Source organism: Klebsiella sp. KP20-425-1, from assembly GCF_025813515.1.
GTDB lineage: Bacteria > Pseudomonadota > Gammaproteobacteria > Enterobacterales > Enterobacteriaceae > Klebsiella > Klebsiella pneumoniae.
Genome location: NZ_CP109614.1, coordinates 3,740,159 through 3,764,333 on the forward strand (window position 1 = coordinate 3,740,159; position 24,175 = coordinate 3,764,333).

General features: G+C 59.8%; 21 protein-coding genes. 16 read left to right on the top strand and 5 right to left on the bottom strand.

Features of this window, described 5'->3' with window-relative positions; translation table 11 throughout:
• Position 1 precedes the first annotated feature (1 nt).
• Positions 2-1,090, top strand: coding sequence for an ABC transporter permease (locus tag OHJ17_RS18435; protein WP_004885708.1), 1,089 nt, complete (start codon positions 2-4; stop codon positions 1,088-1,090).
• 155 nt (positions 1,091-1,245) lie between these two features.
• The gene (locus tag OHJ17_RS18440; protein ID WP_032432761.1) at positions 1,246-2,214 is read left to right on the top strand and encodes an Rpn family recombination-promoting nuclease/putative transposase; all 969 of its coding nucleotides are present in this window, start codon (positions 1,246-1,248) and stop codon (positions 2,212-2,214) included.
• Here OHJ17_RS18440 and OHJ17_RS18445 read toward each other — a convergent pair.
• A complete protein-coding gene (locus tag OHJ17_RS18445) occupies positions 2,204-3,154 on the bottom strand; it encodes a sugar-binding transcriptional regulator (RefSeq protein WP_004893547.1) in 951 nt (316 codons plus the stop codon). The two genes, OHJ17_RS18440 and OHJ17_RS18445, sit on opposite strands and share 11 nt — an antisense overlap.
• Positions 3,155-3,466: 312 nt before the next feature.
• On the opposite strand from OHJ17_RS18445, the gene OHJ17_RS18450 reads away from it, so the two are divergent.
• From OHJ17_RS18450 to OHJ17_RS18465, 4 genes are read left to right on the top strand one after another with little or no spacing between them, the layout of a single operon-like run.
• A complete protein-coding gene (locus tag OHJ17_RS18450; RefSeq protein ID WP_004178953.1) occupies positions 3,467-4,297 on the top strand; it encodes a transketolase in 831 nt (276 codons plus the stop codon).
• On the top strand, positions 4,290-5,240 hold the full coding sequence (locus OHJ17_RS18455) for a transketolase family protein (protein WP_004178952.1): 951 nt from the start codon (positions 4,290-4,292) through the stop codon (positions 5,238-5,240). The genes OHJ17_RS18450 and OHJ17_RS18455 overlap by 8 nt, the downstream gene beginning before the upstream one ends.
• Positions 5,241-5,274: 34 nt before the next feature.
• Positions 5,275-6,693, top strand: a complete 1,419-nt coding sequence (locus tag OHJ17_RS18460) for an L-fucose/L-arabinose isomerase family protein (protein ID WP_032411800.1) — start codon at positions 5,275-5,277, stop codon at positions 6,691-6,693.
• 14 nt (positions 6,694-6,707) lie between these two features.
• Positions 6,708-8,207 (top strand): FGGY family carbohydrate kinase, encoded by a 1,500-nt coding sequence (locus OHJ17_RS18465; protein ID WP_032411798.1) that lies wholly within the window; start codon positions 6,708-6,710, stop codon positions 8,205-8,207.
• Between the two features lie 58 nt (positions 8,208-8,265).
• On the opposite strand, the gene OHJ17_RS18470 is transcribed toward OHJ17_RS18465, so the two are convergent.
• Complete coding sequence (locus OHJ17_RS18470) at positions 8,266-8,871, bottom strand: glutathione S-transferase family protein (RefSeq protein ID WP_020803773.1); 606 nt, start codon at positions 8,869-8,871, stop codon at positions 8,266-8,268.
• Positions 8,872-9,125: 254 nt separating this feature from the next.
• On the opposite strand from OHJ17_RS18470, the gene OHJ17_RS18475 reads away from it, so the two are divergent.
• On the top strand, positions 9,126-10,019 hold the full coding sequence (locus OHJ17_RS18475; RefSeq protein ID WP_025368363.1) for a LysR substrate-binding domain-containing protein: 894 nt from the start codon (positions 9,126-9,128) through the stop codon (positions 10,017-10,019).
• On the opposite strand, the gene OHJ17_RS18480 is transcribed toward OHJ17_RS18475, so the two are convergent.
• A complete protein-coding gene (locus OHJ17_RS18480; protein ID WP_002893489.1) occupies positions 10,016-11,272 on the bottom strand; it encodes a mechanosensitive ion channel family protein in 1,257 nt (418 codons plus the stop codon). The two genes, OHJ17_RS18475 and OHJ17_RS18480, sit on opposite strands and share 4 nt — an antisense overlap.
• Before the next feature lie 224 nt (positions 11,273-11,496).
• On the opposite strand from OHJ17_RS18480, the gene ivy reads away from it, so the two are divergent.
• The gene (gene ivy / locus OHJ17_RS18490) at positions 11,497-11,943 is read left to right on the top strand and encodes an Ivy family C-type lysozyme inhibitor (RefSeq protein ID WP_004210923.1); all 447 of its coding nucleotides are present in this window, start codon (positions 11,497-11,499) and stop codon (positions 11,941-11,943) included.
• A gap of 45 nt (positions 11,944-11,988) precedes the next feature.
• Here the strand turns inward: ivy and betT are convergent, their stop codons facing one another.
• Entirely contained in the window at positions 11,989-14,022 is a 2,034-nt protein-coding gene (betT, locus tag OHJ17_RS18495; protein ID WP_004142478.1) for a choline BCCT transporter BetT, read from the bottom strand.
• 128 nt (positions 14,023-14,150) lie between these two features.
• Here betT and betI point away from each other — a divergent pair, with 128 nt between their 5' ends.
• The 3 genes from betI to betA are packed head-to-tail and all read left to right on the top strand — an operon-like array spanning position 14,151 to position 17,902.
• The gene (gene betI / locus OHJ17_RS18500) at positions 14,151-14,738 is read left to right on the top strand and encodes a transcriptional regulator BetI (protein ID WP_004151671.1); all 588 of its coding nucleotides are present in this window, start codon (positions 14,151-14,153) and stop codon (positions 14,736-14,738) included.
• A gap of 13 nt (positions 14,739-14,751) precedes the next feature.
• Complete coding sequence (gene betB, locus OHJ17_RS18505) at positions 14,752-16,224, top strand: betaine-aldehyde dehydrogenase (protein WP_004147503.1); 1,473 nt, start codon at positions 14,752-14,754, stop codon at positions 16,222-16,224.
• A 13-nt stretch (positions 16,225-16,237) separates the two neighbouring features.
• Positions 16,238-17,902 carry a choline dehydrogenase gene (gene betA, locus OHJ17_RS18510; protein ID WP_004142489.1) on the top strand — a complete coding sequence of 555 codons (1,665 nt, stop codon included), beginning with the start codon at positions 16,238-16,240 and terminating at the stop codon, positions 17,900-17,902.
• Positions 17,903-18,022: 120 nt separating this feature from the next.
• Here betA and OHJ17_RS18515 read toward each other — a convergent pair whose 3' ends face one another.
• Positions 18,023-18,718, bottom strand: a complete 696-nt coding sequence (locus OHJ17_RS18515; protein ID WP_004223536.1) for a GNAT family N-acetyltransferase — start codon at positions 18,716-18,718, stop codon at positions 18,023-18,025.
• A 205-nt stretch (positions 18,719-18,923) separates the two neighbouring features.
• On the opposite strand from OHJ17_RS18515, the gene OHJ17_RS18520 reads away from it, so the two are divergent.
• From OHJ17_RS18520 to OHJ17_RS18540, 5 genes are all read left to right on the top strand, one after another.
• Positions 18,924-20,492 (top strand): ABC transporter substrate-binding protein, encoded by a 1,569-nt coding sequence (locus OHJ17_RS18520; protein ID WP_004142499.1) that lies wholly within the window; start codon positions 18,924-18,926, stop codon positions 20,490-20,492.
• A 119-nt stretch (positions 20,493-20,611) separates the two neighbouring features.
• The gene (locus tag OHJ17_RS18525) at positions 20,612-21,634 is read left to right on the top strand and encodes an ABC transporter permease (RefSeq protein WP_004176937.1); all 1,023 of its coding nucleotides are present in this window, start codon (positions 20,612-20,614) and stop codon (positions 21,632-21,634) included.
• The gene (locus OHJ17_RS18530; RefSeq protein ID WP_004142505.1) at positions 21,634-22,467 is read left to right on the top strand and encodes an ABC transporter permease; all 834 of its coding nucleotides are present in this window, start codon (positions 21,634-21,636) and stop codon (positions 22,465-22,467) included. Before OHJ17_RS18525 ends, OHJ17_RS18530 begins: the two co-directional genes overlap by 1 nt.
• The gene (locus tag OHJ17_RS18535) at positions 22,460-23,296 is read left to right on the top strand and encodes an ABC transporter ATP-binding protein (RefSeq protein WP_032432760.1); all 837 of its coding nucleotides are present in this window, start codon (positions 22,460-22,462) and stop codon (positions 23,294-23,296) included. The genes OHJ17_RS18530 and OHJ17_RS18535 overlap by 8 nt, the downstream gene beginning before the upstream one ends.
• A complete protein-coding gene (locus OHJ17_RS18540; protein WP_004176939.1) occupies positions 23,283-23,987 on the top strand; it encodes an ABC transporter ATP-binding protein in 705 nt (234 codons plus the stop codon). The genes OHJ17_RS18535 and OHJ17_RS18540 overlap by 14 nt, the downstream gene beginning before the upstream one ends.
• Positions 23,988-24,175: the final 188 nt, after the last annotated feature.

Consider the following 24,175-nt stretch of genomic DNA (forward strand, 5'->3'; position numbering starts at 1 on the left):
GATGAAAATGACACAATCGGTCGCACTGGCGCCGCGCGGCGGAGCCTCTCTCTCCCGTGAAAATATCCTGCTGTTGTTATTAAAACTGCGCACCTTTATCGCGCTGTTTCTGATTGTCGGCTTCTTCACGATGACCGTGCCCGGATTTTTATCCGCTGGCAGCATGGTGATTATGATTAAACACATTGCGATTAACGCCTTTCTGGCGTTGGGGATCACCTTTGTCATTATCACCGCCGGTATCGACCTCTCGATTGGCGCCACGCTCGGTCTCTGCGGAATGATAGCCGGCTGGCTTATCACCAAAGGGATCGTCCTGCCGATGTTCGGCATCGCCATTTTTCCAAGCGTGTGGGTCATTGTGCCCCTGGTGCTGCTGATAGGCGCCCTGATTGGCGCCGTTAATGGCTGGATCATTACCCGCTACAATGTGGCGCCGTTTATCTGCACCCTCGGTACCATGTATGTGCTCCGCGGAGCCGCGATGCTGACCTCTGATGGCCAAACCTTCCCCGGGCTCGCGGGCAATCCGCAGCTGGGCAACACGGGTTTCGATGAAATTGGCGCAGGTGCGCTCTTTGGCATCCCGTGGGCCATCTGGCTGATGATCCTCCTGGCGCTGATCATCGCCTATATCGCCCGGCGTTTGCCTTTTGGCCGCCATGTTTATGCGATCGGTGACAACGAGCGCGCCGCCGAGCTTTCCGGCGTGAAAGTGAAGCAAATTAAAGTGCTGGTCTACACGCTGTCCGGTTTTTGCGCCGCCATTGCCGGGATCGTGGTCTCCGCGCAGCTGCTGGCCAGCCATCCGGCTAACGGTACCGCTTTTGAGATGAATGCTATCGCCGCCGTCGTACTGGGCGGAACATCGCTGGCCGGCGGCCGGGGAACCATTCTGGGTACGCTGATTGGTGCGTTTGTCATCGGTTTTCTCGCCGACGGGCTGGTGATGATGGGGGTGAGCGAGTTCTGGCAGATGGTCATCAAAGGGATCGTGATTATTGTGGCGGTCATTATCGATCAGATGCAAAACCGGATGCAGCAGAAAGCGGCGGTGGTCGCCCAGAAAGCGGTCATGGAGAATAAGTAACCGCAAGACCTCCTGTGGCTCAGGCCACAGGGGGAGCGGGCCTGACTCACGATGCGCCTTTCTCCGAGGCGCTTCGCAAAATCTCATCGAAAAATCCTGCCCGACGGCAAGCGGTGGTAGCATCCCGCCACTCTGCTCTGCCAGGCAAGGAAGCCATGAAAAAACGTCCGCACTCGACTCCGCACGACAGCCTGTTTAAACGCTTTTTGCGCGACAACGAAACCGCACGCGATTTTCTGGATATTCATCTGCCGCCCGCGCTGCGGCAACTGTGCGACTTAAGCACTCTGCACCTGGAATCCGGGAGCTTTGTTGAGGACAACCTGCGCGCCAGCTATTCCGATATTCTCTACTCTCTGCAGACCAGCAAGGGAGAGGGCTATATCTATGTGGTCATTGAGCATCAGAGCACCCCGGACAGCCATATGGCGTTCAGACTCCTGCGCTATGCCCTCGCGGCCATGCAACAGCATCTTGATCGCGGCCATAAAGCGCTGCCGCTGGTGATCCCCATGCTGTTTTATCATGGCACCATTTCTCCCTATCCCTTTTCACTGTGCTGGCTGGACGAGTTCCCACCTGACTCACCGGCAAAGCAGCTTTATCTCGGGGCTTTTCCGCTCGTCGATGTGACCGATATTCCCGACGACGCCATATTACAGCATCGGCGGATCGCGCTTCTGGAACTGGTCCAGAAACACATCCGTCAACGCGATCTTAGCCATATCCTCCAGCAGTTGGTGGAGGTGGTGCTGATGGGATACACTGACCACCAGCAGTTCAAAACGTTATTTACCTATATGTCGCTGCATGGCAATAGCGCCGACCCGGACAACTTTATCGACCAGCTGGTCGAACGTCTGCCGCAATATGAGGATACCCTGATGACGATTGCCGAGTACCTGAAGCAGAAAGGGCGCGAAGAGGGAAAACAACGCTGGTTACAGGAAGGCTTGAACGAAGGTTTACAGGCGGGTGAGCATCGCGAAGCCTGCCGCATCGCACTGATGATGTTAGAGAACGGCATGGACACTGAAACCGTATTGCGGATGACTCGCCTCAGCGCGGACGAACTGGCGATGCTGGCGCGCCAGGCACGCCAGTCTCCCCCGCTTAGCCCTTAATTAACGCGCGCGCGGTCGGGAAGTCGGTGATCAGGACATCAATATAGTCGCCCTGCAACGCGCCGCGGATGGCGTTCTCTTTGTCCACGCCGCCGGCCAGCGCAATCACCTGCGGACAGCGACGAATTTGCTCAAGTTCCATACCGATCACCGGATCCTCATCCTGGCTCAGTACCGGTTTGCCCGCCGCATCATAGTAATGCAGGCAGATATCCCCCACCGCGCCGCGCGCCGCCAGCAGCTGGAGCATGGTTTCATTATAATAGTTACCGGAGTTTTTCAGCAGCTGCGAAGGCTCCAGTTCACCAATACCGACGATGGCCACATCCACTTCGGCAAATTTCGCCACCACCGCCGCGACGTCCGGGCTGTTTACCAGACGGCTGCGCTCCTCCACGGAGTGCTCAATACTCTGCGACGGCAACAGCCACGCCGGGCAGCCTAAATGCGCCGCCAGCTGCTGGGTTAAGATGGTGGCCTGCACGTTGCCGTTGGGACCGACGCCGCCCAACAGCTGAATCACCCCGGCGGCGCGAATGTTCTGCGGATGCATCTCATCCACCATGCAGCGGATCGTACTGCTCCAGGACGAGATCCCCACGAGGTCTTCCGGCCGCAGCCGCGTTTCGACATAGTGCGCCGCCGCGCTGCCGATGGCATGCTTTACCTGGCTGTAACTGGCGTTCTCGCCCACATCGACGACTATCGCCTGTCGAATGCCAAAACGCTCCTCAATCGCCTTTTCCAGATCGACAAAAATATTTGTCGGCTGGACCACGGTAATTTTCACCAGCCCCTCTTTCTGACAGCGGGTTAGCGCCCGTGAAACAAAAGACTGGGACAGATGCAGCAGCGAGGCGATCTCGGACTGCTTTTTATTCTCGCTGTAGTAAAGCGTGGCGATCTTCACCAGCAACCGCTGTTCATCCTGCTTCGACATGGCATTCCCCTCTGTTTTCTGCTCGTTATTTTTATGCATCATTGAATAGATAACAAGCGCAGCGCCCTTTTCCCGACGATCCAAATGTGATCATTTTCTCCTTTTTTAGAAAATAGGCCGTACAAATCGTGGACAAACCCCGTCACAGGGCATATCTTACCTATGTGAATAATAAATCAGTAGTGAATATATATTCAATCACTTATTAATACCTTGTTTTGTCGACGATTAAAGGTAGTCAGGATGGGAAGTGTTTTTTTTACCCTGCTGGAATATTTATTCATACAAGAATTTACTTTCAAGAGGTGTTTTATGAATCCGTTTTCACTCTCCGTTAAGGAGTTAGAACAAAAAGCACGCGCCATCCGCCGCCGCATCATCGTCTTGAATGCGGAAAGCCCGGCAGGCGGCCACACCGGTGCCGATCTGTCACAAGTCGAACTGCTGACCGCCCTCTACTTTCGCATCCTTAACTGCTCCCCTGCGCGAAAAGAGAGCGACGACCGCGATATCTATATTCAGTCGAAGGGGCACGCTGTCGGTGGTTACTACTGCGTGCTGGCCGAAGCAGGCTTTATTCCCGTTGACTGGCTGGCAACCTATCAACACGCCGACTCGGCTCTGCCAGGACACCCGGTAAAGCACAAAACGCCAGGTATTGAGCTCAATACCGGTGCGCTGGGCCATGGTCTGCCCGTGGCGGTAGGCATTGCGCTGGCAGCGAAACGCGATAACAACCCGCGTCGCGTATTTGTCGTCACCGGCGATGGCGAACTGGCGGAGGGCAGCAACTGGGAGGCCGCGCTGGTCGCCGCCCACTACCAGCTGGATAACCTTATTATTATCAACGACAAAAATAATCTGCAGCTGGCCGGTGCGACCAAAGAGATCATGAATACCGATCCGCTGGATGAAAAATGGCGCGCTTTCGGCATGGAGGTTACGCAGTGCAACGGCAACGATATGGCGGAGGTGGTCGCCACGCTTGAGCGCTTGCAGCCGAACGGGAAACCACACGTCGTGATTGCCAATACCACCAAAGGCGCAGGTATTTCCTTTATTCAGGGACGCCCCGAATGGCATCACCGGGTACCGAAAGGAGAAGAAATTGAACTGGCGCTGGAGGAACTGAAAGATGAGTAATAGCGAACATCTCGCCACGGTGATGGTGAATGCCTTTATTGATGCTGTAGACCGCGGCGTGGATCTGGTGCCGGTGGTGGCCGACTCCACCTCAACGGCGAAAATTGCCCCGTTTATCAAAAGATTCCCTGGCCGGCTGGTCAACGTCGGCATCGCCGAGCAGACGCTGGTTGGCGCTGCCGCCGGCCTGGCGCTGGGGGGTAAAGTGGCCGTGACCTGCAACGCGGCGCCATTCCTTATTTCACGTGCTAATGAACAGATTAAGGTCGACGTTTGCTACAACAACACCAACGTCAAACTGTTCGGGCTGAACGCGGGCGCCAGCTACGGTCCACTGGCCAGCACCCACCACAGTATTGACGATATCGCCATTCTGCGCGGTTTTGGCAATATTGAAATTTACGCACCGTCCAGTCCCGGCGAGTGCCGGCAGATTATTGATTATGCCCTTGCCCACGTCGGGCCAGTGTATATCCGCCTCGACGGTAAAGCGCTGCCGGAACTGCATGATGAACATTACCGGTTTATTCCGGGCAACATTGATGTGCTGCGTCTGGGGCGCGATATTGCGCTGGTTGCCATGGGCTCAACGGTACATGAAATTGTGGAAGCCGCCGCACAACTCGCTGCAGAAGGTATTGACGCCACCGTTATCAGTGTCCCATCTATTCGTCCTTGTGATACCCAGGCGCTACTGGCGGCAATCCAGTCCTGTCCGGCCGCAATCACGGTGGAAGAACACAACGTCAACGGCGGCGTCGGGAGCCTGGTGGCGGAAGTGCTGGCCGAGGCCGGGTGCGCTATCCCGTTGCGGCGCTTAGGTATCCCTGACGGGCAATACGCCATTGCCGCCGATCGCGCCGCCACGCGTGCGCGCCATGAAATTGATGCCGCCGGGGTGGTGAAGCACGCCCGCAAGCTGCTCACAAAAAAAGCATGCTGAAAAATAACAAGAACATCTTACTGGAGAGAACGCAATGTCCCGTATTCCTCAACAACTCACCATGGGCGTCATTATTGGCAACCGGGGATTTTTCCCCAGCTACCTGGTCGCCGAAGCGCGCGAACAGGCGGTAGCGCTGTTTAGCCGCCTTGGGATTAACACTATTATGCTTGATCCATCCCAGACGGAACTGGGTGGCGTGGAAACCCGGCAGGATGCCAAAATTTGCGCCGAGCTGTTCCGCACCCACCGCGACAAAATTCACGGTGTCGTGGTGCTGTTACCCAACTTTGGTGATGAAAAAGCCATCGCCGAAACGTTGCGCCTCTCCGGTCTCAACGTCCCGGTGCTTATTCAGGCCGAAGAGGATAATCTGGATAAAATGGGGTTGTCGACTCGCCGCGATAGCTTTTGCGGCAAAATTTCCCTTTGCAACAACCTGCGCCAGTACGGTATCCCGTTTACGCTGACCACCCAGCACGTTTGCGCGCTTAGCGGCGAGGTGTTTGAGCAGGATCTCCGGCGCTTCAAGCAGATATGTCGCGTGGTGAACAGTATGCGCGGCGTGCGCGTTGGCGCGATTGGCGCCCGTCCAGCGGGCTTTAACACCGTTCGCTACAGTGAAAAACTGCTCGAACGTTTAGGCATCGCAGTGGAAACGTTAGATCTATCAGAGGTATTTACCCGGATTAAAGCCCTGCGTGATGACGATATTCGTGTCGATGAGAAGCGCCGCCTGCTGATCGATAATGCCGACGCCAGCGGTATTCCGGCAGATAAACTGATCACCATGGCGAAACTGTTTGTGGTCCTGAGCGAGTGGATTGTTGCCAACGACATCGACACCACCGCAATTCAGTGCTGGACCTCGCTGCAGGAAAATCTGGGGATTAACGTCTGCTCCATCATGAGCGTGATGTCCGGACAACTGATGCCAAGCGCCTGTGAGGTCGATGTCATGGGCGCGCTCTCCATGTACGCGCTCGCCAGCAGCAACCTGAGCCCCGCCTCGATCGCAGACTGGAACAATAACTTCGGCGACGATCGTGATAAATGTGTGCTGTTCCATTGTGGGAACTTTGCCTCGACCAGCCTTGAGTCGCCGCACATGGGAACGGCCGATATTATCGGCACCACCGTCGGCAAAGAAAACACCTGCGGTGCCGTGCACGGTCGCATGAAAAGCGGCGCGCTGACCTATTTTCGCCTCAGCACCGACGACCTGACTGGCGAAATCAAGGCCTACGTCGGAGAAGGTCAGTCAGTTGACGATCCCCTCGATACGGTAGGCTGTCGGGCGGTCATTCAGGTTCCCCACCTGGAAAATCTGCTGTCGTGGATCTGCCGCAACGGCTTTGAGCACCATGTCGCGATGAACCATTCTGCCAGTGCCGCAATTTTGCACGAGGCATTTACGCGCTACCTGGGCGTGTCGACCTATCTCCACCAGTAAGGCCGGAGGCCGCTATGTCGGTAAACAAGGATATTATTATTGCCCTCGATGAGGGCACAACCAATGCCAAAGCCGTTGCCTTCGACAGCCACGGGCGGGTAATCGCGCAATTTTCCCGCGCGCTTGAGATCGCTACGCCGCAGGAAGGATGGGTTGAACAGTCAGCGGAGCTTCTCCTTGCCGCGTCGCTGGAGGTGATTTCTCGCACAGTGGCCGCCGTTGGCGAGGAGCGTGTGGCGGCCCTGGCGATCAGCAACCAGCGCGAAACCGTCGTGGGCTGGTATCGGGAAACGGGCGAGGCCATAGCGCCTGCCCTGAGCTGGCAATGTTCACGTACTGCCGCATTTTGCCACATACTGCGTGAACAAGGTCATGAGCCGCAGATCAAGGCGGTAACCGGCCTGCCAGTCGCCCCGCTCTTTTCCGCCTCGAAAATGCGCTGGCTGCTGGACCACACTCCGGATGGTCTGAACCGAGCGAAAGATGGCGAGATTTGCCTCGGTACGGTGGATAGCTGGCTACTCTGGCACCTGACGCAAGGCCAGCATTTTTGTTGTGATTACGCCAACGCGTCTCGTACACAGCTCATGAATTTGCAAACAGCGGACTGGGATACCGATATGCTCGCCCTGTTTGGCATTCCGCGTGCAGCGCTCCCGGTGATAAAACCTTCAAGTGGACTGTTTGGTTACACCGCTGGTTTAGCCACCCTCCCTGATGGGATCCCGGTAATGGCGATGATTGGCGATTCGCATGCCGCCCTTTTCGCCCACGGTCTGGGCGCCGCCGGTTGTGTTAAAGCCACTTACGGTACAGGGACCTCGGTGATGGCGCCCGTCGATTCGGTGGCGTTTCACGTCAGCAATCTCGCCACCACGGTGGCCTGGCACGACGGAGAAAAGCTGGTCTACGCACTCGAGGGGAACATTCCCCATACCGGCGATGCGGTGGCGTGGATGGCCGACAGTACCGGATTGAGCGAACGCTCTCCCGCCGAACTGGCCCAGGCGCTGAATGCTCTGCCCCGTTCGGTAGATTCCACCTTAGGCGTCTTTTTTGTGCCGGCGCTCACCGGCATGGGCGCCCCCTGGTGGGACGATAAGGCCCGCGGTTTGATCCATGGATTAAGCCGGGGCGTGAAGCGGGCCCATCTCATTCGTGCCGCGCTAGAATCAATTACCTACCAGATTGCCGATGTAATCACTGCGATGCGTGCCCATCATGGCTTTACGCTCAACACGCTGCTGGTGGATGGGGGACCCACCAAAAACGACTGGTTAATGCAGTACCAGGCCGACCTGCTAGGTTGTCCGGTGATGCGCAGCGATGTGGCCGAGCTGTCGGCGACCGGCGCGGCACTGCTGGCGCGTAAAGCGTTGCACAAGCTGACGGTGGCAGAGCTTCAGCCCTTTTTACCAGAACACATCACTTATGCACCAGACCTGATCCGGCATCATCGGCTTGTGCAACGATGGCAGTCCTGGCAACACGCGGTGACGCTGGCAAGACGCTGAGCGCAACCCAGCCGGGCGATAACGTCTTCGTCCGGCTGCAATCCAACGCCCCCTGCCGTTAACCCAGCGGATACTGTTGAAACGCCGGCAGCGCCTCTCCCTTCTCCGCCAGCGCGCGAATATGTGGAAACTCAGCTGCCGACACCACCGCCGGGATCATCAACTGGATAAAGGACCAGACCACCGTGCTGGTGACCAGCACCTGATCCGGCTGCGCGGCGGCGACGCGGTCTGCCAGCCGGGCGTCCCACTCCCGACAGGCGGCCAGCAGTTGGCCGGTCACCCGGGCTATCCACGGCTGATGCTGCTTCTCTTCCGGCCGCAGACGGTGCTCATAAACATGCTGGACCGCTTTTTCACAGGCGGCGAGGATCACCCCCAGCAGGTGCAGATCGCGGGCCAGCGCCTCGGGATGCGTGGGAAGCAGCCGGCGCCCGGCCGGATTGGTCGTTTCGAAATAGTGGAGGATCAGCGTGGAGTCCATCAGCTGCGTCCCGTTATCGAGCACCACCGTCGGCGCCTTGACCACCGGATTAATGCGGGAAAATTCGTCAAAGCCGCTAAAGACCGATAGCGGCAGGCTCTCGAATTCCACGCCATAGAGCGCCAGAGAAACCGCCACGCGTCTTACATAAGGTGAATCCATCATACCAATGAGTTTCATCGTCACTCCTGCCTGCGATAAAGAGGTTGCGGCTTTACCTTACTGGAAAACCGATGCCGCGAATATCACCAGATACTTACCGCAACAGTTAGTAAAACTAACAGATTGGCGACTCGCGGTAGCCCTCCAGTCCCCCTTGTGCTATACCGACTGAGGCAGCATTTAGCCCCTTTTTCAGCCTGTTCGCGGTGGCTATAAAACCCGCTAACCCGGTAGTAACGTTAACGTATCGACTCACTGACTGAGAGATCACCATGGCAGATTTTCCCCCTGTCGCCAGCCTGCGCAGCTTTGAGGCGGTGGCGCGCCTCGGCAGCGTAACGCAGGCCGCCCACGAGATGAGCGTGACCCATTCGGCGGTCAGCCAGCACATCAAACAGCTGGAAGCCCTGGTCGGCGTCACGCTCTTTATCCGCCACGGCCGCGGAGTGCGCATCACGGAAGAAGGACGGCTCTATGCCCTGCAAATCCGCGAGGCGTTACAGCACATCGCCGACGCCACGCGCATGGTGCAGATCAAACCCCGCACCCTGGAAGTGACCCTGGCGACGCTCCCCTCCTTTGGCTGCCACTGGCTGCTGCCGCGGCTGGCGCGCTTTCAGGCGCGGCATCCGCAGATCGCGGTGCGCCTGCTGACCAGCCTGGCGGTGGTTAACCTGCAACAGGAGGGTATCGATCTGGCCATACGCATGGGGCAAGGCGACTGGGAGGGGATGGAAAGCCGGCATCTGTTTGCCGATGAACAGCTGGTGGTCGCCGCCCCCGGCTATCGCGGCGGTAACCTGCCGACCACCCCGCAGGCGATCGCCGCCAGCGATATCATTTTTTCCATGGAGTCCTGGCATGCCTGGTGCAGCCAGGCGGGGCTGGAAAAGCCGATCGTCCCCTCAGGCCTGCGCCTGAACGACTCCAATCTGGTGCTGGAGGCGGTTCGTCTGGGGGCCGGCGTGGCGCTGGAGCGGCGCTCCCTGGTGGCGGGGGCGATAGCCCGCGGCGAGCTGGTGCAGCTCACCGCCGTCACCGTCCCCTACCCCTGGCACTACTGGCTAACCGTCTCCCCGCAGGCGGAGAACCGGCCGGAAGTCGCCCGGTTCATCGCCTGGCTGGAGGAGGAGAGCGCCCTCTGGCGCCAGCAGATCAGCGCTTAGCCTTCGGCCGACGGCGGCAGGCCCGTCCGGGCGGCGTGCTCCTGGGAGAGACGCCAGAAATCGTGCCCGGCGGGATACTGATAGAGGCGCAGGGAAAACTGTCCAGCCACCGCGGTAATGTACTCAAATATCGCCGACTGGGTGTTTTCGTAGTCTTTCCACAGCGTTGAGGTGGTGAAGCAGTAAATCTCCAGCGGGATGCCCGACGGCGACGGTTTCAGCGTTCTCGCCACAATGTACATCTCCTTAATAATATCCGGCCGCTCGGCGAGATAGTGCATCAGATAGTGGCGAAACAGGGTCAGGTTGGTCAGCCCGTTATCGATAAACCAGCGGTCGGCCACGCCGCCGGGATCCCGGCCGTCAAGCAGCGTCGCCAGAGGCTCACTCACCCCGCGGATGGTCAGCATCGAGGAGAGCATCTCCTGGTCGAGAAAACGCACCGAGTGTTGATCGATGGCGATACTGCGCATGATCCGCCGCGCCCCGGAGGAGAACATCGCCTGCCAGTTGGTATAGGTCTCGGTGAGGAAATTCTTGGTCGGGATACGGGAGATGGTATTGTCCCAGTTGCGGATGGTAATGGTGTGCAGCGCGATATCCGTCACCTCACCGCTGAGGTTCTTGTCAGGCATTTCAATCCAGTCCCCCAGCTGGAGCACGTCGTTGGACGACAGCTGAACGTTCGCCACCAGCGACAGCAGAGTATGCTGGAACACGATCATCAGTACCGCCGCCACGGCCCCCAGACTGGAGATAATAATGATCGGCGATTTGTTCGACATCACGGCGAGGATCATAATCGCCGCCAGGATGTGGACTAAGATTTTGCCTATCTGGATATAGCCCTTAATGGAATGATTTTTACGTTTGGTCTTTCGCAGATAGGAGCTGTTGACAATATCCAGCATCTCGTTGAAAAACACCGACATAAAAATAAAAAACAAGATCCCGCAGATAGTATTAATCGCCGTCACCAGCGATGCCGGCATCGCCGGCATAAACTGCAGAACGTAATAGACGATAATAACCGGAATGAAATTGGACAGCTTTTCGGCGATGCGTCGATCCTTCTCCAGCGGCACATCCTGTTTGTGGCTACTAAAGAAGACCTTACGCACCACTTTAATCAGCAAGAACTTGCATAAAAGATGGGCAAATATGCCGGAGAGCAGCAGCAGAATAAGATTAAACCCCACCGCCAGCGCCGGATTACTCTCAATAAACGTCAGTAGATGATTCACATACGCCATGCTTTATCGCCTGAATAACTATGCCACTTCGCTAACTGCTTTATCCCAAGGGCATATATTTGGAAAATAAATCAATCCGCATCATGGCATATCGCTTAGCGTAACGTCCATGCGCGCACCGCTTCTAATCATTCACAGAAAATATGTCAGAGTTTGCATTAATCATTCTCTACGCTCACTATAAAGAGGCTTGTTATGAGGACGGAATAAGTCCAGGAGGAAACATGTTTAAAGCTCTTACCGCTATCGTCGCCTTAGCCGCCTCCGCCAGCGTTATGGCGCAAAGCGATGTCACGCTGAACAGTCTGGCTCACGATGCCGCCACCCGGGCGTCGTTTAACCAGATGGTCAAAGGCCATCAGCTGCCCGCCTGGGTGACCACCGGCGGCACCGGTTCGCCCGCGCAGACGGTGAAACTGGGTAGCGAATCCTGGCAGGTGTTAAGCGCCTGCAAACCCCACGACTGCGGCCATGAACGTATCGCGGTGATCTGGTCGGAAAAAAGCAAACAGATGTCCGGCGTTTACTCGGTGGTCGATGAAAAAACCGACCAGGAGAAGCTGACCTGGCTTAACGTCAGCGATGCCCTGTCCATCGATGGCAAAACCGTGCTGTTTGCCGCCCTCAGCGGCAGCCTCGACAACCATCCGGACGCCTTTAACTACCAGTAACGACCATCGCCCCCGTCAGCCTTTCCCCGACGGGGGCTTCCCTGATTAGCCATCCGGGAACATCACGCTGTTCCCCGGCGCTTCCCGATGCAGATGGATAAAGTTCAGGTGCCGCTCGTACTGGTCGAGAATATCGGTGATCACCTGCTCTTTGCTGTAGTCCATCAGGTCATTACCCTGACTGCCCTCCAGCAGGAAGGTCTCCAGCCGGTAATAGGTGGATTTCCCGCTGCGCGCCCGATAGGTAAAGCCCGGCACCGAGTACTGCTGCGGCCAGATCTTGTAGATAAAGTTCTGCTCGTCGCCCATGTGCACCAGCAGATCGAGGTGGCCAAGGTTCTCACCCTCTTCCGGCGGCAGGCTCTTCAATTCCACCGCCGCGCCGCGCAGCCGCAGCTCCTGGGCCACCTCCTCCATCGCCGGGTAGCACACCGTCTCCATCATCAGTTTGGTATAGCGCGTGCCGGGGTAATTCATCAGCCGCGACAGGCGCTTCTTCCAGCTCAGACGATCCTGGAGGCCCATCGGGCGCGGGGCGGTGTCGCGGCTGGCGCTGACCCGGCGGTAATCTTCCACTTTCAGAGATTTATACAGTCCGGCCATCACGAAGAAAATCACAAAGCTGAACGGCAGCCCCATGATCACCGTGGTGTTCTGCAGCGCCGAGATGCCGTTGGTCATCAGCATCCCGAGGGTCAACAGACCGATGGCCACCGACCAGAAGATGCGCAGCCAGTTCGGGGCGTCGCTGTTGATGTCCTTCAGCTTCGAGGTGAAATTCCCCAGCACCAGCGCGCCGGAGTCGGCGGAGGTAACGTAAAACAGCAGACCGGTGATGGTCGCCACCGACGCGCTAAAGGTAAACGCCGGATACTGCGCCAGCAGGCTATAGAAACCGCGCTCCGGGTGGGCCATCGCCTCCTGGGCAAAGGCCGCGTCGCCGTGGATGATCTCATACAGCGCGCTGTTGCCGAACACCGACAGCCACAGCAGGGTAAAGGTGAAGGGAATAATCAGGGTGCCCATCACAAACTGGCGGATGGTGCGCCCGCGCGAAATGCGCGCCAGGAACAGGCCCACAAACGGCGACCAGGCCACCCACCACGCCCAGAAAAAGAGCGTCCAGTTGTTCATCCATTCTACCGGCCGGTCGAAGGCGAAGCTGTTCAGCGTCATGCCCATAAAGCGATTGACGTAGTCGCCGACGTTGAGCACTAACGCATTGAGCAGGAAGGAGGTATCGCCCATGAACAGCACGAACAGGATCAGCCCCAGCGCGAGGGCGACGTTCAGTTCGGAGAGCACGCGGATGCCCTTGTCCACCCCGGAGGTGACCGAGATGGTGGCGATGATCACCGACAGCGCAATCAGGGCCGCTTTCGCCGCCAGCGAGTCCGGAATATCGAACAGCACGCTCAGACCGTAGTTGAGCTGCACTACGCCGATACCGAGGGTGGTGGCGATGCCGAAGATGGTGCCGATCACCGCCGCAATATCGACGCTGTGGCCGATGGGCCCATTGATCCGTTTACCAAAAATCGGGTACAGCGCCGAGCGGATGGTGAGCGGCAAATTATAACGATAGCTAAAGTATCCCAGCGCCATGCCCATCAGGGCATACATTGACCAACCGGTTAAGCCATAGTGAAACAGGGTCCAGACCATCGCCTGGCGCGCCGCCTCGATGGTCTGCCCCGCCCCTTCCGGCGGCTGCATATATTGCGTCACCGGCTCGGCGACTGAGAAGAACATCAGGTCGATGCCGATGCCGGCGGCGAACAGCATCGCCGCCCAGCTCAGCAGGCTGAACTCGGGCTTTGACTGCTCCGGCCCGAGCTTCACCGAGCCGAAGCGCGAGCAGGCAATGCAGACGACGAAGACGATATACAGCGTCGCCGCCAGCAGATAGTACCAGCCGAAGGTTTTCGACACCCAGTCCAGGGTGCGCCCAATCCACTCGGCAGAAAAATCGCGAAAAAAGATCGTCATCAGGGAAAACAACAAAATCAGTCCGGCCGAGGTATAAAAAACCACCGGATTGATTTTGTCCTTTTCTCTGCTTTGCGAAAGATCTGTCATCCAGTATCCCCACTGTTTTTGTAACTATTAAAATCCAAATCCGCAACAATTAAGACACATTTTATATTGAACGTCCAATCAAAAACCGCTTTAATAGTTAACCAACGCTGATGAATGGAGTGGCAAAAATGCCCAAACTGGGGATGCAGCCGATCCGGCGCAGGCAGCTGATCGACGCCACGCTGGACGCAATAAATGAAGTCGGAATGCACGACGCGACCATCGCGCAAATTGCCCGGCGGGCGGGCGTATCGACGGGGATCATCAGTCACTATTTCAAAGACAAAAATGGTCTGCTGGAGGCGACCATGCGCGACATCACCAGCCAGCTGCGCGACGCGGTGCTCAACCGTCTGCACGCTCTGCCGGACGGCAGCGCCAGCCAGCGCCTGCAGGCGATTGTCGGCGGCAACTTTGATGAGACGCAGATCAGCAGCGCGGCGATGAAGGCCTGGCTGGCCTTTTGGGCCAGCAGCATGCACCAGCCGATGCTTTATCGGTTACAGCAGGTCAGCAGCCGTCGCCTGCTGTCGAACCTGGTGTACGAATTCCGCCGCGAGCTGCCGCGCGAGCAGGCGCAGGAGGCCGGCTACGGGCTGGCGGCGCTGATAGACGGCCTGTGGCTGCGGGCGGCGCTCAGCGGCAAACCGCTGGATAAAACGCTGGCGCAGTCGCTGACCAGCCACTTTATTCGTCAGCATTTACCGAACCCATAACCGAGGAGGCGTTATGTCCCGAATGGCAGAACAGCAGCTTTATATTAATGGTGGTTATACATCGGCCACCAGCGGTCGCACCTTCGAGACCATCAACCCTGCCACTGGCGAGGTGCTGGCGACCGTTCAGGCTGCCGGACGCGAGGATGTCGACCGCGCCGTCGAGAGCGCGCAGCGTGGGCAAAAAATCTGGGCGGCGATGACCGCCATGGAACGCTCGCGTATCCTGCGTCGCGCCGTCGACCTTCTGCGCCAGCGCAACGATGAGCTGGCGCGACTGGAGACGCTGGATACCGGGAAACCCCTCAGTGAAACCGCCGCCGTCGATATCGTCACCGGCGCCGACGTGCTGGAGTATTACGCCGGATTGATCCCGGCGCTGGAAGGCAGCCAGATCCCGCTGCGCGACAGTTCCTTCGTCTACACCCGTCGCGAACCGCTGGGGGTGGTAGCCGGGATCGGCGCGTGGAACTACCCGATCCAGATCGCCCTGTGGAAATCGGCGCCAGCGCTGGCCGCTGGCAATGCGATGATTTTCAAACCGAGCGAAGTCACCCCGCTGACCGCCCTCAAGCTGGCGGAAATTTACAGCGAAGCGGGCCTGCCGGACGGGGTGTTTAACGTCCTGCCAGGGATCGGCGCGGAAACCGGCCAGTATCTGACCGAGCATCCGGACATCGCCAAAATATCCTTCACCGGCGGCGTCGCCAGCGGCAAAAAAGTGATGGCCAACTCGGCCGCTTCATCACTGAAAGAGGTCACCATGGAGCTGGGCGGCAAATCGCCGCTGATTATCGCCGACGATGCCGACCTCGACCTCGCCGCCGATATTGCCATGATGGCCAACTTTTACAGCTCCGGTCAGGTGTGCACCAACGGCACCCGGGTGTTTGTCCCGGCGAAACAGAAGGCGGAATTCGAGCACAAGATCCTCGAGCGGGTGGCCCGCATCCGCGCCGGCGATCTGTTTGCCGACGACACCAACTTCGGCCCGCTGGTCAGCTTCCCCCATCGCGACAACGTTCTGCGCTATATCGAGAGCGGCAAACGCGAAGGCGCGCGCCTGCTGTGCGGCGGCGAGGCGCTGAAAGGCGACGGTTTCGATAACGGCGCGTGGGTCGCCCCGACGGTGTTTACCGATTGCAGCGACGAGATGACCATCGTGCGCGAAGAGATCTTCGGCCCGGTGATGTCGATCCTCAGCTATGCCGACGAAGCGGAGGTCATTCGCCGCGCCAACGCCACCGAATACGGCCTCGCCGCCGGCGTGGTGACGCCCAACCTCAACCGCGCTCACCGAATTATCCACCAGCTGGAAGCCGGCATCTGCTGGATCAACAGCTGGGGGGAATCCCCGGCGGAAATGCCGGTTGGCGGCTACAAACACTCCGGCATTGGCCGCGAGAACGGCGTCATGACGCTGCAGAGTTACACCCAGGTGAAGTCCATCCAGGTTGAGATGGGTAAATTCCAGTCCATATTTTAACCGGGAGGTTTTTTTGCAATTTGACTACATCATTATTGGTGCCGGCTCCGCCGGCAACGTTCTGGCAACACGACTGACTGAAGATCCAAACACCACCGTCCTGCTGCTGGAAGCCGGCGGCCCTGACTACCGGTTCGATTTCCGCACCCAGATGCCCGCCGCGCTGGCTTATCCGCTGCAGGGCAAGCGCTACAACTGGGCCTACGAGACCGAACCTGAGCCGTACATGAACAATCGCCGCATGGAGTGCGGACGCGGCAAAGGGCTCGGCGGCTCCTCGCTGATCAACGGCATGTGCTACATTCGCGGTAACGCGATGGATCTGGATAACTGGGCCAAAGAGCCGGGTCTGGAACACTGGAGCTATCTCGACTGCCTGCCCTACTACCGGAAAGCGGAAACCCGCGATATCGGGCCTAACGACTACCACGGCGGCGATGGCCCGGTGAGCGTGACGACGCCGAAGCCGGGCAATAATCCGCTCTTCGAGGCGATGGTTGAAGCCGGGGTGCAGGCGGGCTATCCGCGTACCGACGATCTCAACGGCTACCAGCAGGAAGGCTTTGGCCCGATGGACCGCACCGTGACGCCGCAGGGCCGTCGCGCCAGCACCGCCCGCGGCTATCTCGACCAGGCGCGCGGTCGCCCGAACCTGACCATCCGCACCCATGCGCTGACCGATCACATTATTTTTGCCGGCAAGCGCGCGGTGGGCGTCGAGTGGCTGGAGGGAGAGAGCACGATCCCGTCAAAAGCGACGGCCAACAAAGAGGTGCTGCTGTGCGCCGGGGCGATTGCCTCGCCGCAGATCCTGCAGCGCTCCGGCGTGGGTAACCCGGAGCTGCTCAGGCAGTTCGATATCCCGGTGGTGCACGATCTCCCCGGCGTGGGTGAGAACCTGCAGGACCATCTGGAGATGTATCTGCAGTACGAGTGCAAAGAGCCGGTATCGCTCTACCCGGCGCTACAGTGGTGGAACCAGCCGAAGATCGGCGCCGAGTGGCTGTTCGGCGGCACCGGCATCGGCGCCAGCAACCAGTTCGAAGCGGGCGGTTTTATCCGCAGCCGCGCAGAGTTCGCCTGGCCGAACATTCAGTACCACTTCCTGCCGGTGGCGATTAACTACAATGGCTCCAACGCGGTGAAAGAGCACGGCTTCCAGTGCCACGTCGGCTCGATGCGTTCGCCCAGCCGCGGCCACGTGCGCCTGAAGTCGCGCGACCCGCACGCCCATCCGGCGATCCTGTTTAACTATATGTCCCATGAGCAGGACTGGCAGGAGTTCCGCGACGCCATCCGCATTACCCGGGAGATCATGAACCAGCCGGCGCTGGATAAGTATCGCGGCCGCGAAATCAGTCCGGGAATAGAATGCCAGAGCGATGCCGAACTGGATGAGTTTGTGCGCAACCACGCCGAGACCGCGTTCCACCCGTGCGGGACCTGTAAGATGGGTTACGACGAGATGGCGGTGGTCGATGGCGAGGGCCGCGTCCACGGTCTGGAAGGATTGCGGGTGGTCGACGCCTCGATCATGCCGCAGATCATCACCGGCAACCTCAACGCCACCACCATTATGATCGGCGAGAAGATGGCCGACGCCATTCGCGGCCGCCAGCCGCTGCCGCGCAGCACCGCGACGTATTATGTCGCTGGCGACGCGCCGGTTCGCCGTTAACAGGTCAATGCCGGGCGGCGACTACGCCTTGCCCGGCCTACCCTGAGGCGATGTAACGTAGCCCCGGTAAGCGCAGCGCGACCGGGGTGCCGTTCCGGGTTTTGACCCCATAGGTTGATGTTAGCGAAACGCCTCCAGGCGCTTAATCTGCTGACCGTCGGCAGTAAAGTTCTCCGCCGCCAGCCACGCCCGCAGCGCCGCATCGCGCGCAGGCCACTCGCCGTCGATGATGGACAGCATATCGCTGTCGCGCGTCCGCCCTTTACGCACCAGCCTCTGCCGCAGACGTCCTTCCCAGCTAAAGCCCAGCCGCTCGGCGGCGCGGCGCGAGGCGACATTCATCGAATCGCATTTCCACTCCAGCCGACGATAGCCATGGTCAAAGCCGTTTTTGAGCAGCAGCCAGACCGCTTCGGTACCCAGCGGGGTGTTTTTCATCCGTCGCGACCAGGTGACATGGCCGATCTCAACCGTGCCCATTTCCCGCTCGATCGCCATATAGCTGACGATGCCCACCGCCTGCTCGCTACGCAGGTCAACCACCGCATACGGCACCAGGGCATCATCATTCACCTTGCCCGCGATCCAGTGGGCGGTCGCCGTCACGCTCTCCGGCCGCGTAGACGCCAGCCACGTCCAGTCGCTGTTGTCGCCGAGCGCATAGGCGGCAAACAGATCCGCCGCATGACGGTCAACGTCCAGCGGCTCCAGGCGGCAAAAACGGCCATTTAACGCCGTCCGCCGCAGGACTTGCGCCCCCTGCCAGCCAGGGACCAGGTCGTTCACCTGCTGGCCATACTCATTGATTTCCGGCACACCCACCTCCTCGCAATAGACAATGCGTTATAGCAAGAACCCCGCAGCGGAGAAAGGCGCTTCTGCGCGACCGGCAATAACCTGTCGTTCTTGAATATGCGTTTTTAGCATAAGGATATCCTTATTTTGACTTTACGCCTTATGGCAAGCGGCCTAACGTAGCGAGGCATAAAACAATAAAATAACCATTCTTCAGGGATTGCACATGACCAAAAAACTGTTGCCTTTACTGCTACTGTCGGCGCTCTCCGCCGCCGCGCATGCCGCCACGCCGCCCAACACGCTGGTGGTCGCCCAGGGTCTCGACGATATCGTCAGCCTCGACCCGGCGGAAGCGAACGAACTCTCCAGCATTCAGACGGTCCCCAGCCTCTATCAGCGTCTGGTGCAGCCCGACCGCAACAACCCTGAAAAAATCGTACCGATCCTCGCCGAAAGCTGGCAGGCCGATCCGGCGGCGAAAACCCTGACCATTAAACTGAAGCCGGATGCCAAATTCGCCTCCGGTAATCCGCTGCGCCCGGAAGATGTGATTTTCTCTTACACCCGCGCGGTGACGCTGAATAAATCGCCGGCGTTTATTCTCAACGTGCTCGGCTGGCAGCCGGACAACATCGCCAGCCAGCTGAAAAAGGTTGATGACCATACCCTGACGCTGCACTGGACCGCCGACGTCAGCCCGGCGGTGGCGCTGAATATTCTCTCCACCCCCATCGCCTCTATCGTTGATGAAAAACAGGTGGCGCCGAACGCGAAAAATAACGACTTCGGCAACGACTGGCTGAAAATGCACTCGGCGGGCAGCGGGGCCTATAAAATGCGCGTCTACCAGCCGCATCAGGCCATCGTGCTGGAGGCCAACGCCAGCTCCCCAACCGGCGCGCCGAAGATCAAGAGCATCATTATTAAAAACGTCCCCGACCCGGCTTCCCGCCGCCTGCTGATCCAGCAGGGGGATGCCGACGTGGCGCGCGATCTCGGCGCTGACCAGATTGCCGCCCTGCAGGATAAACCCGGCGTGAAGGTGCTGAGCATCCCGTCCGCCGAGCAGAACTACCTGGTGTTTAATACCGCCAACAGCGCCAACCCGCTGCTCAATAACCCGGCCTTCTGGGAGGCGGCGCGCTGGCTGGTCGATTATGAGGGCATCACCAAAAATCTGCTGAAAGGCCAGTACTTTATTCACCAAAGCTTCCTGCCGGCCGGCCTGCCGGGGGCGCTGGAGACTAATCCGTTCACCTTTGATCCGCAAAAAGCTAAGGCTATCCTCGATAAAGCGGGCATTAAGGATGCCCACTTCACCCTCGATGTGGAGAACAAACCGCCGTTTATCACCATCGCCCAATCGCTGCAGGCCAGCTTTGCCCAGGGCGGGGTGAAGGTGGATCTGCTACCCGCCGCCGGCAGCCAGGTCTATGCCCGGGTGCGCGCGAAGCAGCATCAGGCGGCGATCCGCCTGTGGATCCCCGACTACTTTGATGCCCACTCCAATGCCAGCGCCTTTGCCTGGAACGATGGTAAATCCAGCACCGTGGCCGGGCTCAACGGCTGGCAGATCCCTGAGCTGAATAAAGCCACCCTCGCCGCGGTGGCGGAGCCGGACCCGGCGAAACGCCTCGGCCTGTACAAAACGATGCAGGAAACCCTGCTCCAGCATTCGCCGTACGTCTTTATTGACCAGGGGAAAACCCAGATCGTGGTGCGTGACAACGTGAAGGGCTATCAGCAGGGACTGAACGCCGACATGGTCTGGTACGATAACGTGACCAAGTAAGCGGGTTTTGTCACCGGGTACGGCGGCCTTGTCTGCCCGGATGACCGACTCCTCTCCCGGGCCCGGTCGGCATCGCGCCGCCGGGTACAATGCTGATATACCAGGAATTTCCATTTTCCATGCCATCGTTTTCCACTCACCTTACCCGCCTGCTGCAGGGGCTGTTTACGCTGCTGCTCACGCTGTTCGGGCTGTTGCTGGTCACCTTCTCGCTCTCCGCGCTGTCGCCCGTCGACCGCGTACTGCAGATCGTCGGCGACCATGCCAGCCAGTCGACCTATGACCAGGTTCGCCATCAGCTGGGTCTCGACCAGCCGCTGCCGGTGCAGTTCTGGCACTACCTGGTCAACCTGGCCCATGGCGATCTTGGCATCGCCAGCGCCACCGGCCAGCCGGTGCTCCACGACCTGCTGGCAGTCTTCCCGGCGACCCTTGAGCTGGCGACCCTGGCGCTGATCGTCGGCGCGGTACTGGGCATCGTCGCCGGGGTGCTGTGCGCCCGTTACGCCGGTTCGCCGTGGGATCTGGCGGTTCGCACCTTTACCCTGTTGGGCAACTCGGTGCCCATTTTCTGGCTCGGCCTGCTGATGCTGGCCCTGTTCTACGCCCGGCTGCAGTGGGCGCCGGGCCCGGGTCGCCTCGACGATATTTATCAGTACACCGTCGAGCCACGCAGCGGTTTTGCGCTGATCGACACCTGGCTCTCCGGCGATACCGCGGCGTTTAAAAATGCGATCGGCCATCTGGCGCTGCCGGTGCTGGTGCTGGCCTATTACTCGCTGGCCAGCATCACCCGCCTGACCCGCTCCGCCTGCCTGAGCGAGATGAACAAAGAGTACATTCTGCTGGCGCGGGCCAAAGGGGCCGGAGAGATGACGATTCTGCTGCGCCATGTCCTGCCCAATATCCGCGGCACTCTGCTGACGGTGACCGCCCTCGCCTGGACCTCCATGCTCGAAGGGGCGGTGCTCACCGAAACCGTCTTCTCGTGGCCGGGGATCGGCCGCTATCTCACCACGGCGCTGTTCGCCGGGGATACCACGGCGATCATGGGCGGCACGCTGCTGATCGGCGTGAGTTTTGTGCTGATCAATAACCTGACCGATCTGCTGGTACGGTTAACCGATCCGAGGGTGCGCTGATGCCGACTTATCTGTTTTTACGCCGTCTGCGCCGCTCACCCGCCGCCTTCAGCGGCCTGACCCTGGTGATCCTGCTGGTGCTGACCGCGCTGTTCGCCCCGTGGCTGGCGCCGCACGATCCCAACTGGCAGGATGCCGCCGCTCGTCTGCAGGGGCCCGGGGCGGGACACTGGCTCGGCACAGACAGCTACGGCCGCGACCTGCTGTCGCGCTTGCTCTACGGCGCCCGCCCGGCGCTGGGTCTGGTGGCGCTGGTGACCGCCATTACCCTGCCCGTCGGGCTGCTGGTAGGTATCCTCTCCGGCTACTATGGCGGGTGGCTGGAGCGGATACTGATGCGCTTTACCGACGTGGTGATGTCGATGCCGCGCCTGATCCTCGCCTTCGCGTTCGTGGCGATGCTTGGCCCGGGGCTGGTCAACGGCGCGCTGGCGTTAGCCCTGACCACCTGGCCGGCCTACGCCCGTCAGGCGCGCAGCGAAATTCAGCGCCTGCGCCATAGCGACTACCTCGCCGCGGCGGAGATGCTGGGCATTCGCGGCGGGCGGCTGCTGGTCGGCCATATTCTGCCGCTGTGTCTGCCGTCGGCGATTGTCCGGCTGGCGCTCGATCTGGCGGGCATTATCCTCGCCGCCGCCGGGCTCGGCTTTCTCGGCCTGGGCGCCCGCCCGCCGATGGCGGAGTGGGGAGCGATGATTGCCGACGGGATGCAGGTGATTTTCGACCAGTGGTGGATCGCCGCCATCCCCGGCGCGGCGATCCTGCTTGCCAGCCTGGCGTTTAACCTGCTGGGCGATGGCCTGCGCGATATTCTGGAGCCGCAACATGACTGACATCCGACTGACCGTCCAGGGACTCGCCGTCGACTATCCCACCGCCCGGGTGGTGGACAACGTCAGCTTCACCCTCGGCAACGAGCGGCTGGCGCTGGTGGGCGAATCCGGCTCCGGCAAATCGATGACCGCCCGTGCGCTGATGGGCCTGGTGCGCAAGCCCGGGGTGGTGAGCGCTGAACGGCTGGAGGTGCTGGGGCGCGATGTGCTGACCCTCAGCGCCCGCGGCTGGCGCGCGCTGCGCGGCAACGATATCGCCATGGTGCTGCAGGACCCGCGCTATGCGCTGAATCCGGTGCAGTCCATTCAGACGCAGCTGGAGGAGGCGTTAACCCTGCATCAGCGTCTGAGCCGCCGCGCGCGCGCTGAGGCGGTCAAAGACGCCATCGCCGCCGTCGGTCTGGATCTGCCGGTCCTCAGCCGCTATCCCGGCGAACTCTCCGGCGGGATGGGACAGCGGGTGATGATCGCCCTCGCGCTGCTCAATAACCCGAAGGTGCTGACAGCCGATGAGCCGACCTCGGCCCTCGACGCCCGCCTGCGCAACCAGATCCTCGAGCTGCTGGTGGAGCAGTGCGCGCAGCGGCAGATGGCCATGTTACTGATCAGCCACGATCTACCGCTGGTAGCCGCGCATTGCGATCGCGTGCTGGTGATGTACCAGGGAAGACAGGTCGACGAGATGCCGGCGCGGGCGCTGCCGAGCGCGACGCACCCTTACACCCGCACCCTGTGGACCTGCCGGCCAAATGCGCATACCTACGGCCAGATGCTGCCGACCCTCGACAGAACCCAGGACTTTACGGAGACAGCCCATGGCGATCGTTAATCTTCAGGATTTACAGGTTACATTCGGCGCGAAGACGGCGGTCTCCGCCGCCAGTTTCCGTGTCGACGCCGGGGAAACCTTCAGCCTGATCGGCGCCTCGGGCTGCGGCAAATCGACGATTTTGCGCGTGCTGGCCGGATTGCAGCGCGAATGGCGCGGCAGCGTGGATCTGCTCGGCCAGGCCATTACGCCGGGCGCCCGCTTTCAGGGCGATCTGCGGCGCAACGTGCAGATGGTGTTTCAGGATCCGTACGCCTCGCTGCATCCCAACCATACCCTGTGGCGCACCCTGGCGGAGCCGCTGCAGATCCACGGCATCCGCGACGTTGCCCCGCGAGTAACCACCGCCCTTGAGCAGGTGGGTCTGGCCGCCGACGCCGTGCGCCGCTATCCGCATCAGCTCTCCGGCGGCCAACGGCAGCGCGTGGCCATTGCCCGCGCCCTGCTGCTGCGCCCGCAGATCCTGCTGCTGGATGAGCCGACCTCGGCGCTGGATATGTCGGTACAGGCGGAAATCCTTAATCTACTTAATCGTCTTAAACAGGAGCACGGCATGACCTATCTGCTGGTCAGCCACGATGCCGACGTCATCGCCCATATGTCCGATCGGGCGGCGTTTATGGCGGAGGGCGTGATCCAGCGCTTTTTCGATCGCGAAGCGTTGGTCAACGGAGAGCACCGGATGAGGTGAGGTCAGCGGATGCGCGGTTGTTTTGTCGGGTGGCGCTTCGCTTACCCGACCTACAGGATCCATTCACAGGCTCACACCCCGTAAGCCCGGCAAGCGCAGCGCCGCCGGGCAAGATATCAGGCACGGTATCCTTGATTTCGCCGGGTGGCGGCTGCGCCTTACCCGGCCTACAGGATCCACTCACAGGC

Excerpts from the sequence above, each read along its gene's own strand:
- OHJ17_RS18440 (WP_032432761.1), top strand. The coding sequence starts at position 1,246 with ATGAAAAAACGTCCGCACTCGACTCCGCACGACAGCCTGTTTAAACGC.
- OHJ17_RS18535 (WP_032432760.1), top strand. The coding sequence starts at position 22,460 with ATGACTGACATCCGACTGACCGTCCAGGGACTCGCCGTCGACTATCCC.
- OHJ17_RS18525 (WP_004176937.1), top strand. The coding sequence starts at position 20,612 with ATGCCATCGTTTTCCACTCACCTTACCCGCCTGCTGCAGGGGCTGTTT.
- OHJ17_RS18445 (WP_004893547.1), bottom strand. The coding sequence starts at position 3,154 with ATGTCGAAGCAGGATGAACAGCGGTTGCTGGTGAAGATCGCCACGCTT.
- OHJ17_RS18475 (WP_025368363.1), top strand. The coding sequence starts at position 9,126 with ATGGCAGATTTTCCCCCTGTCGCCAGCCTGCGCAGCTTTGAGGCGGTG.
- betI (WP_004151671.1), top strand. The coding sequence starts at position 14,151 with ATGCCCAAACTGGGGATGCAGCCGATCCGGCGCAGGCAGCTGATCGAC.
- OHJ17_RS18540 (WP_004176939.1), top strand. The coding sequence starts at position 23,283 with ATGGCGATCGTTAATCTTCAGGATTTACAGGTTACATTCGGCGCGAAG.
- OHJ17_RS18480 (WP_002893489.1), bottom strand. The coding sequence starts at position 11,272 with ATGGCGTATGTGAATCATCTACTGACGTTTATTGAGAGTAATCCGGCG.
- OHJ17_RS18470 (WP_020803773.1), bottom strand. The coding sequence starts at position 8,871 with ATGAAACTCATTGGTATGATGGATTCACCTTATGTAAGACGCGTGGCG.
- OHJ17_RS18455 (WP_004178952.1), top strand. The coding sequence starts at position 4,290 with ATGAGTAATAGCGAACATCTCGCCACGGTGATGGTGAATGCCTTTATT.
- betB (WP_004147503.1), top strand. The coding sequence starts at position 14,752 with ATGTCCCGAATGGCAGAACAGCAGCTTTATATTAATGGTGGTTATACA.
- OHJ17_RS18460 (WP_032411800.1), top strand. The coding sequence starts at position 5,275 with ATGTCCCGTATTCCTCAACAACTCACCATGGGCGTCATTATTGGCAAC.
- OHJ17_RS18465 (WP_032411798.1), top strand. The coding sequence starts at position 6,708 with ATGTCGGTAAACAAGGATATTATTATTGCCCTCGATGAGGGCACAACC.
- OHJ17_RS18435 (WP_004885708.1), top strand. The coding sequence starts at position 2 with ATGAAAATGACACAATCGGTCGCACTGGCGCCGCGCGGCGGAGCCTCT.
- betT (WP_004142478.1), bottom strand. The coding sequence starts at position 14,022 with ATGACAGATCTTTCGCAAAGCAGAGAAAAGGACAAAATCAATCCGGTG.
- OHJ17_RS18450 (WP_004178953.1), top strand. The coding sequence starts at position 3,467 with ATGAATCCGTTTTCACTCTCCGTTAAGGAGTTAGAACAAAAAGCACGC.
- ivy (WP_004210923.1), top strand. The coding sequence starts at position 11,497 with ATGTTTAAAGCTCTTACCGCTATCGTCGCCTTAGCCGCCTCCGCCAGC.
- OHJ17_RS18530 (WP_004142505.1), top strand. The coding sequence starts at position 21,634 with ATGCCGACTTATCTGTTTTTACGCCGTCTGCGCCGCTCACCCGCCGCC.
- OHJ17_RS18520 (WP_004142499.1), top strand. The coding sequence starts at position 18,924 with ATGACCAAAAAACTGTTGCCTTTACTGCTACTGTCGGCGCTCTCCGCC.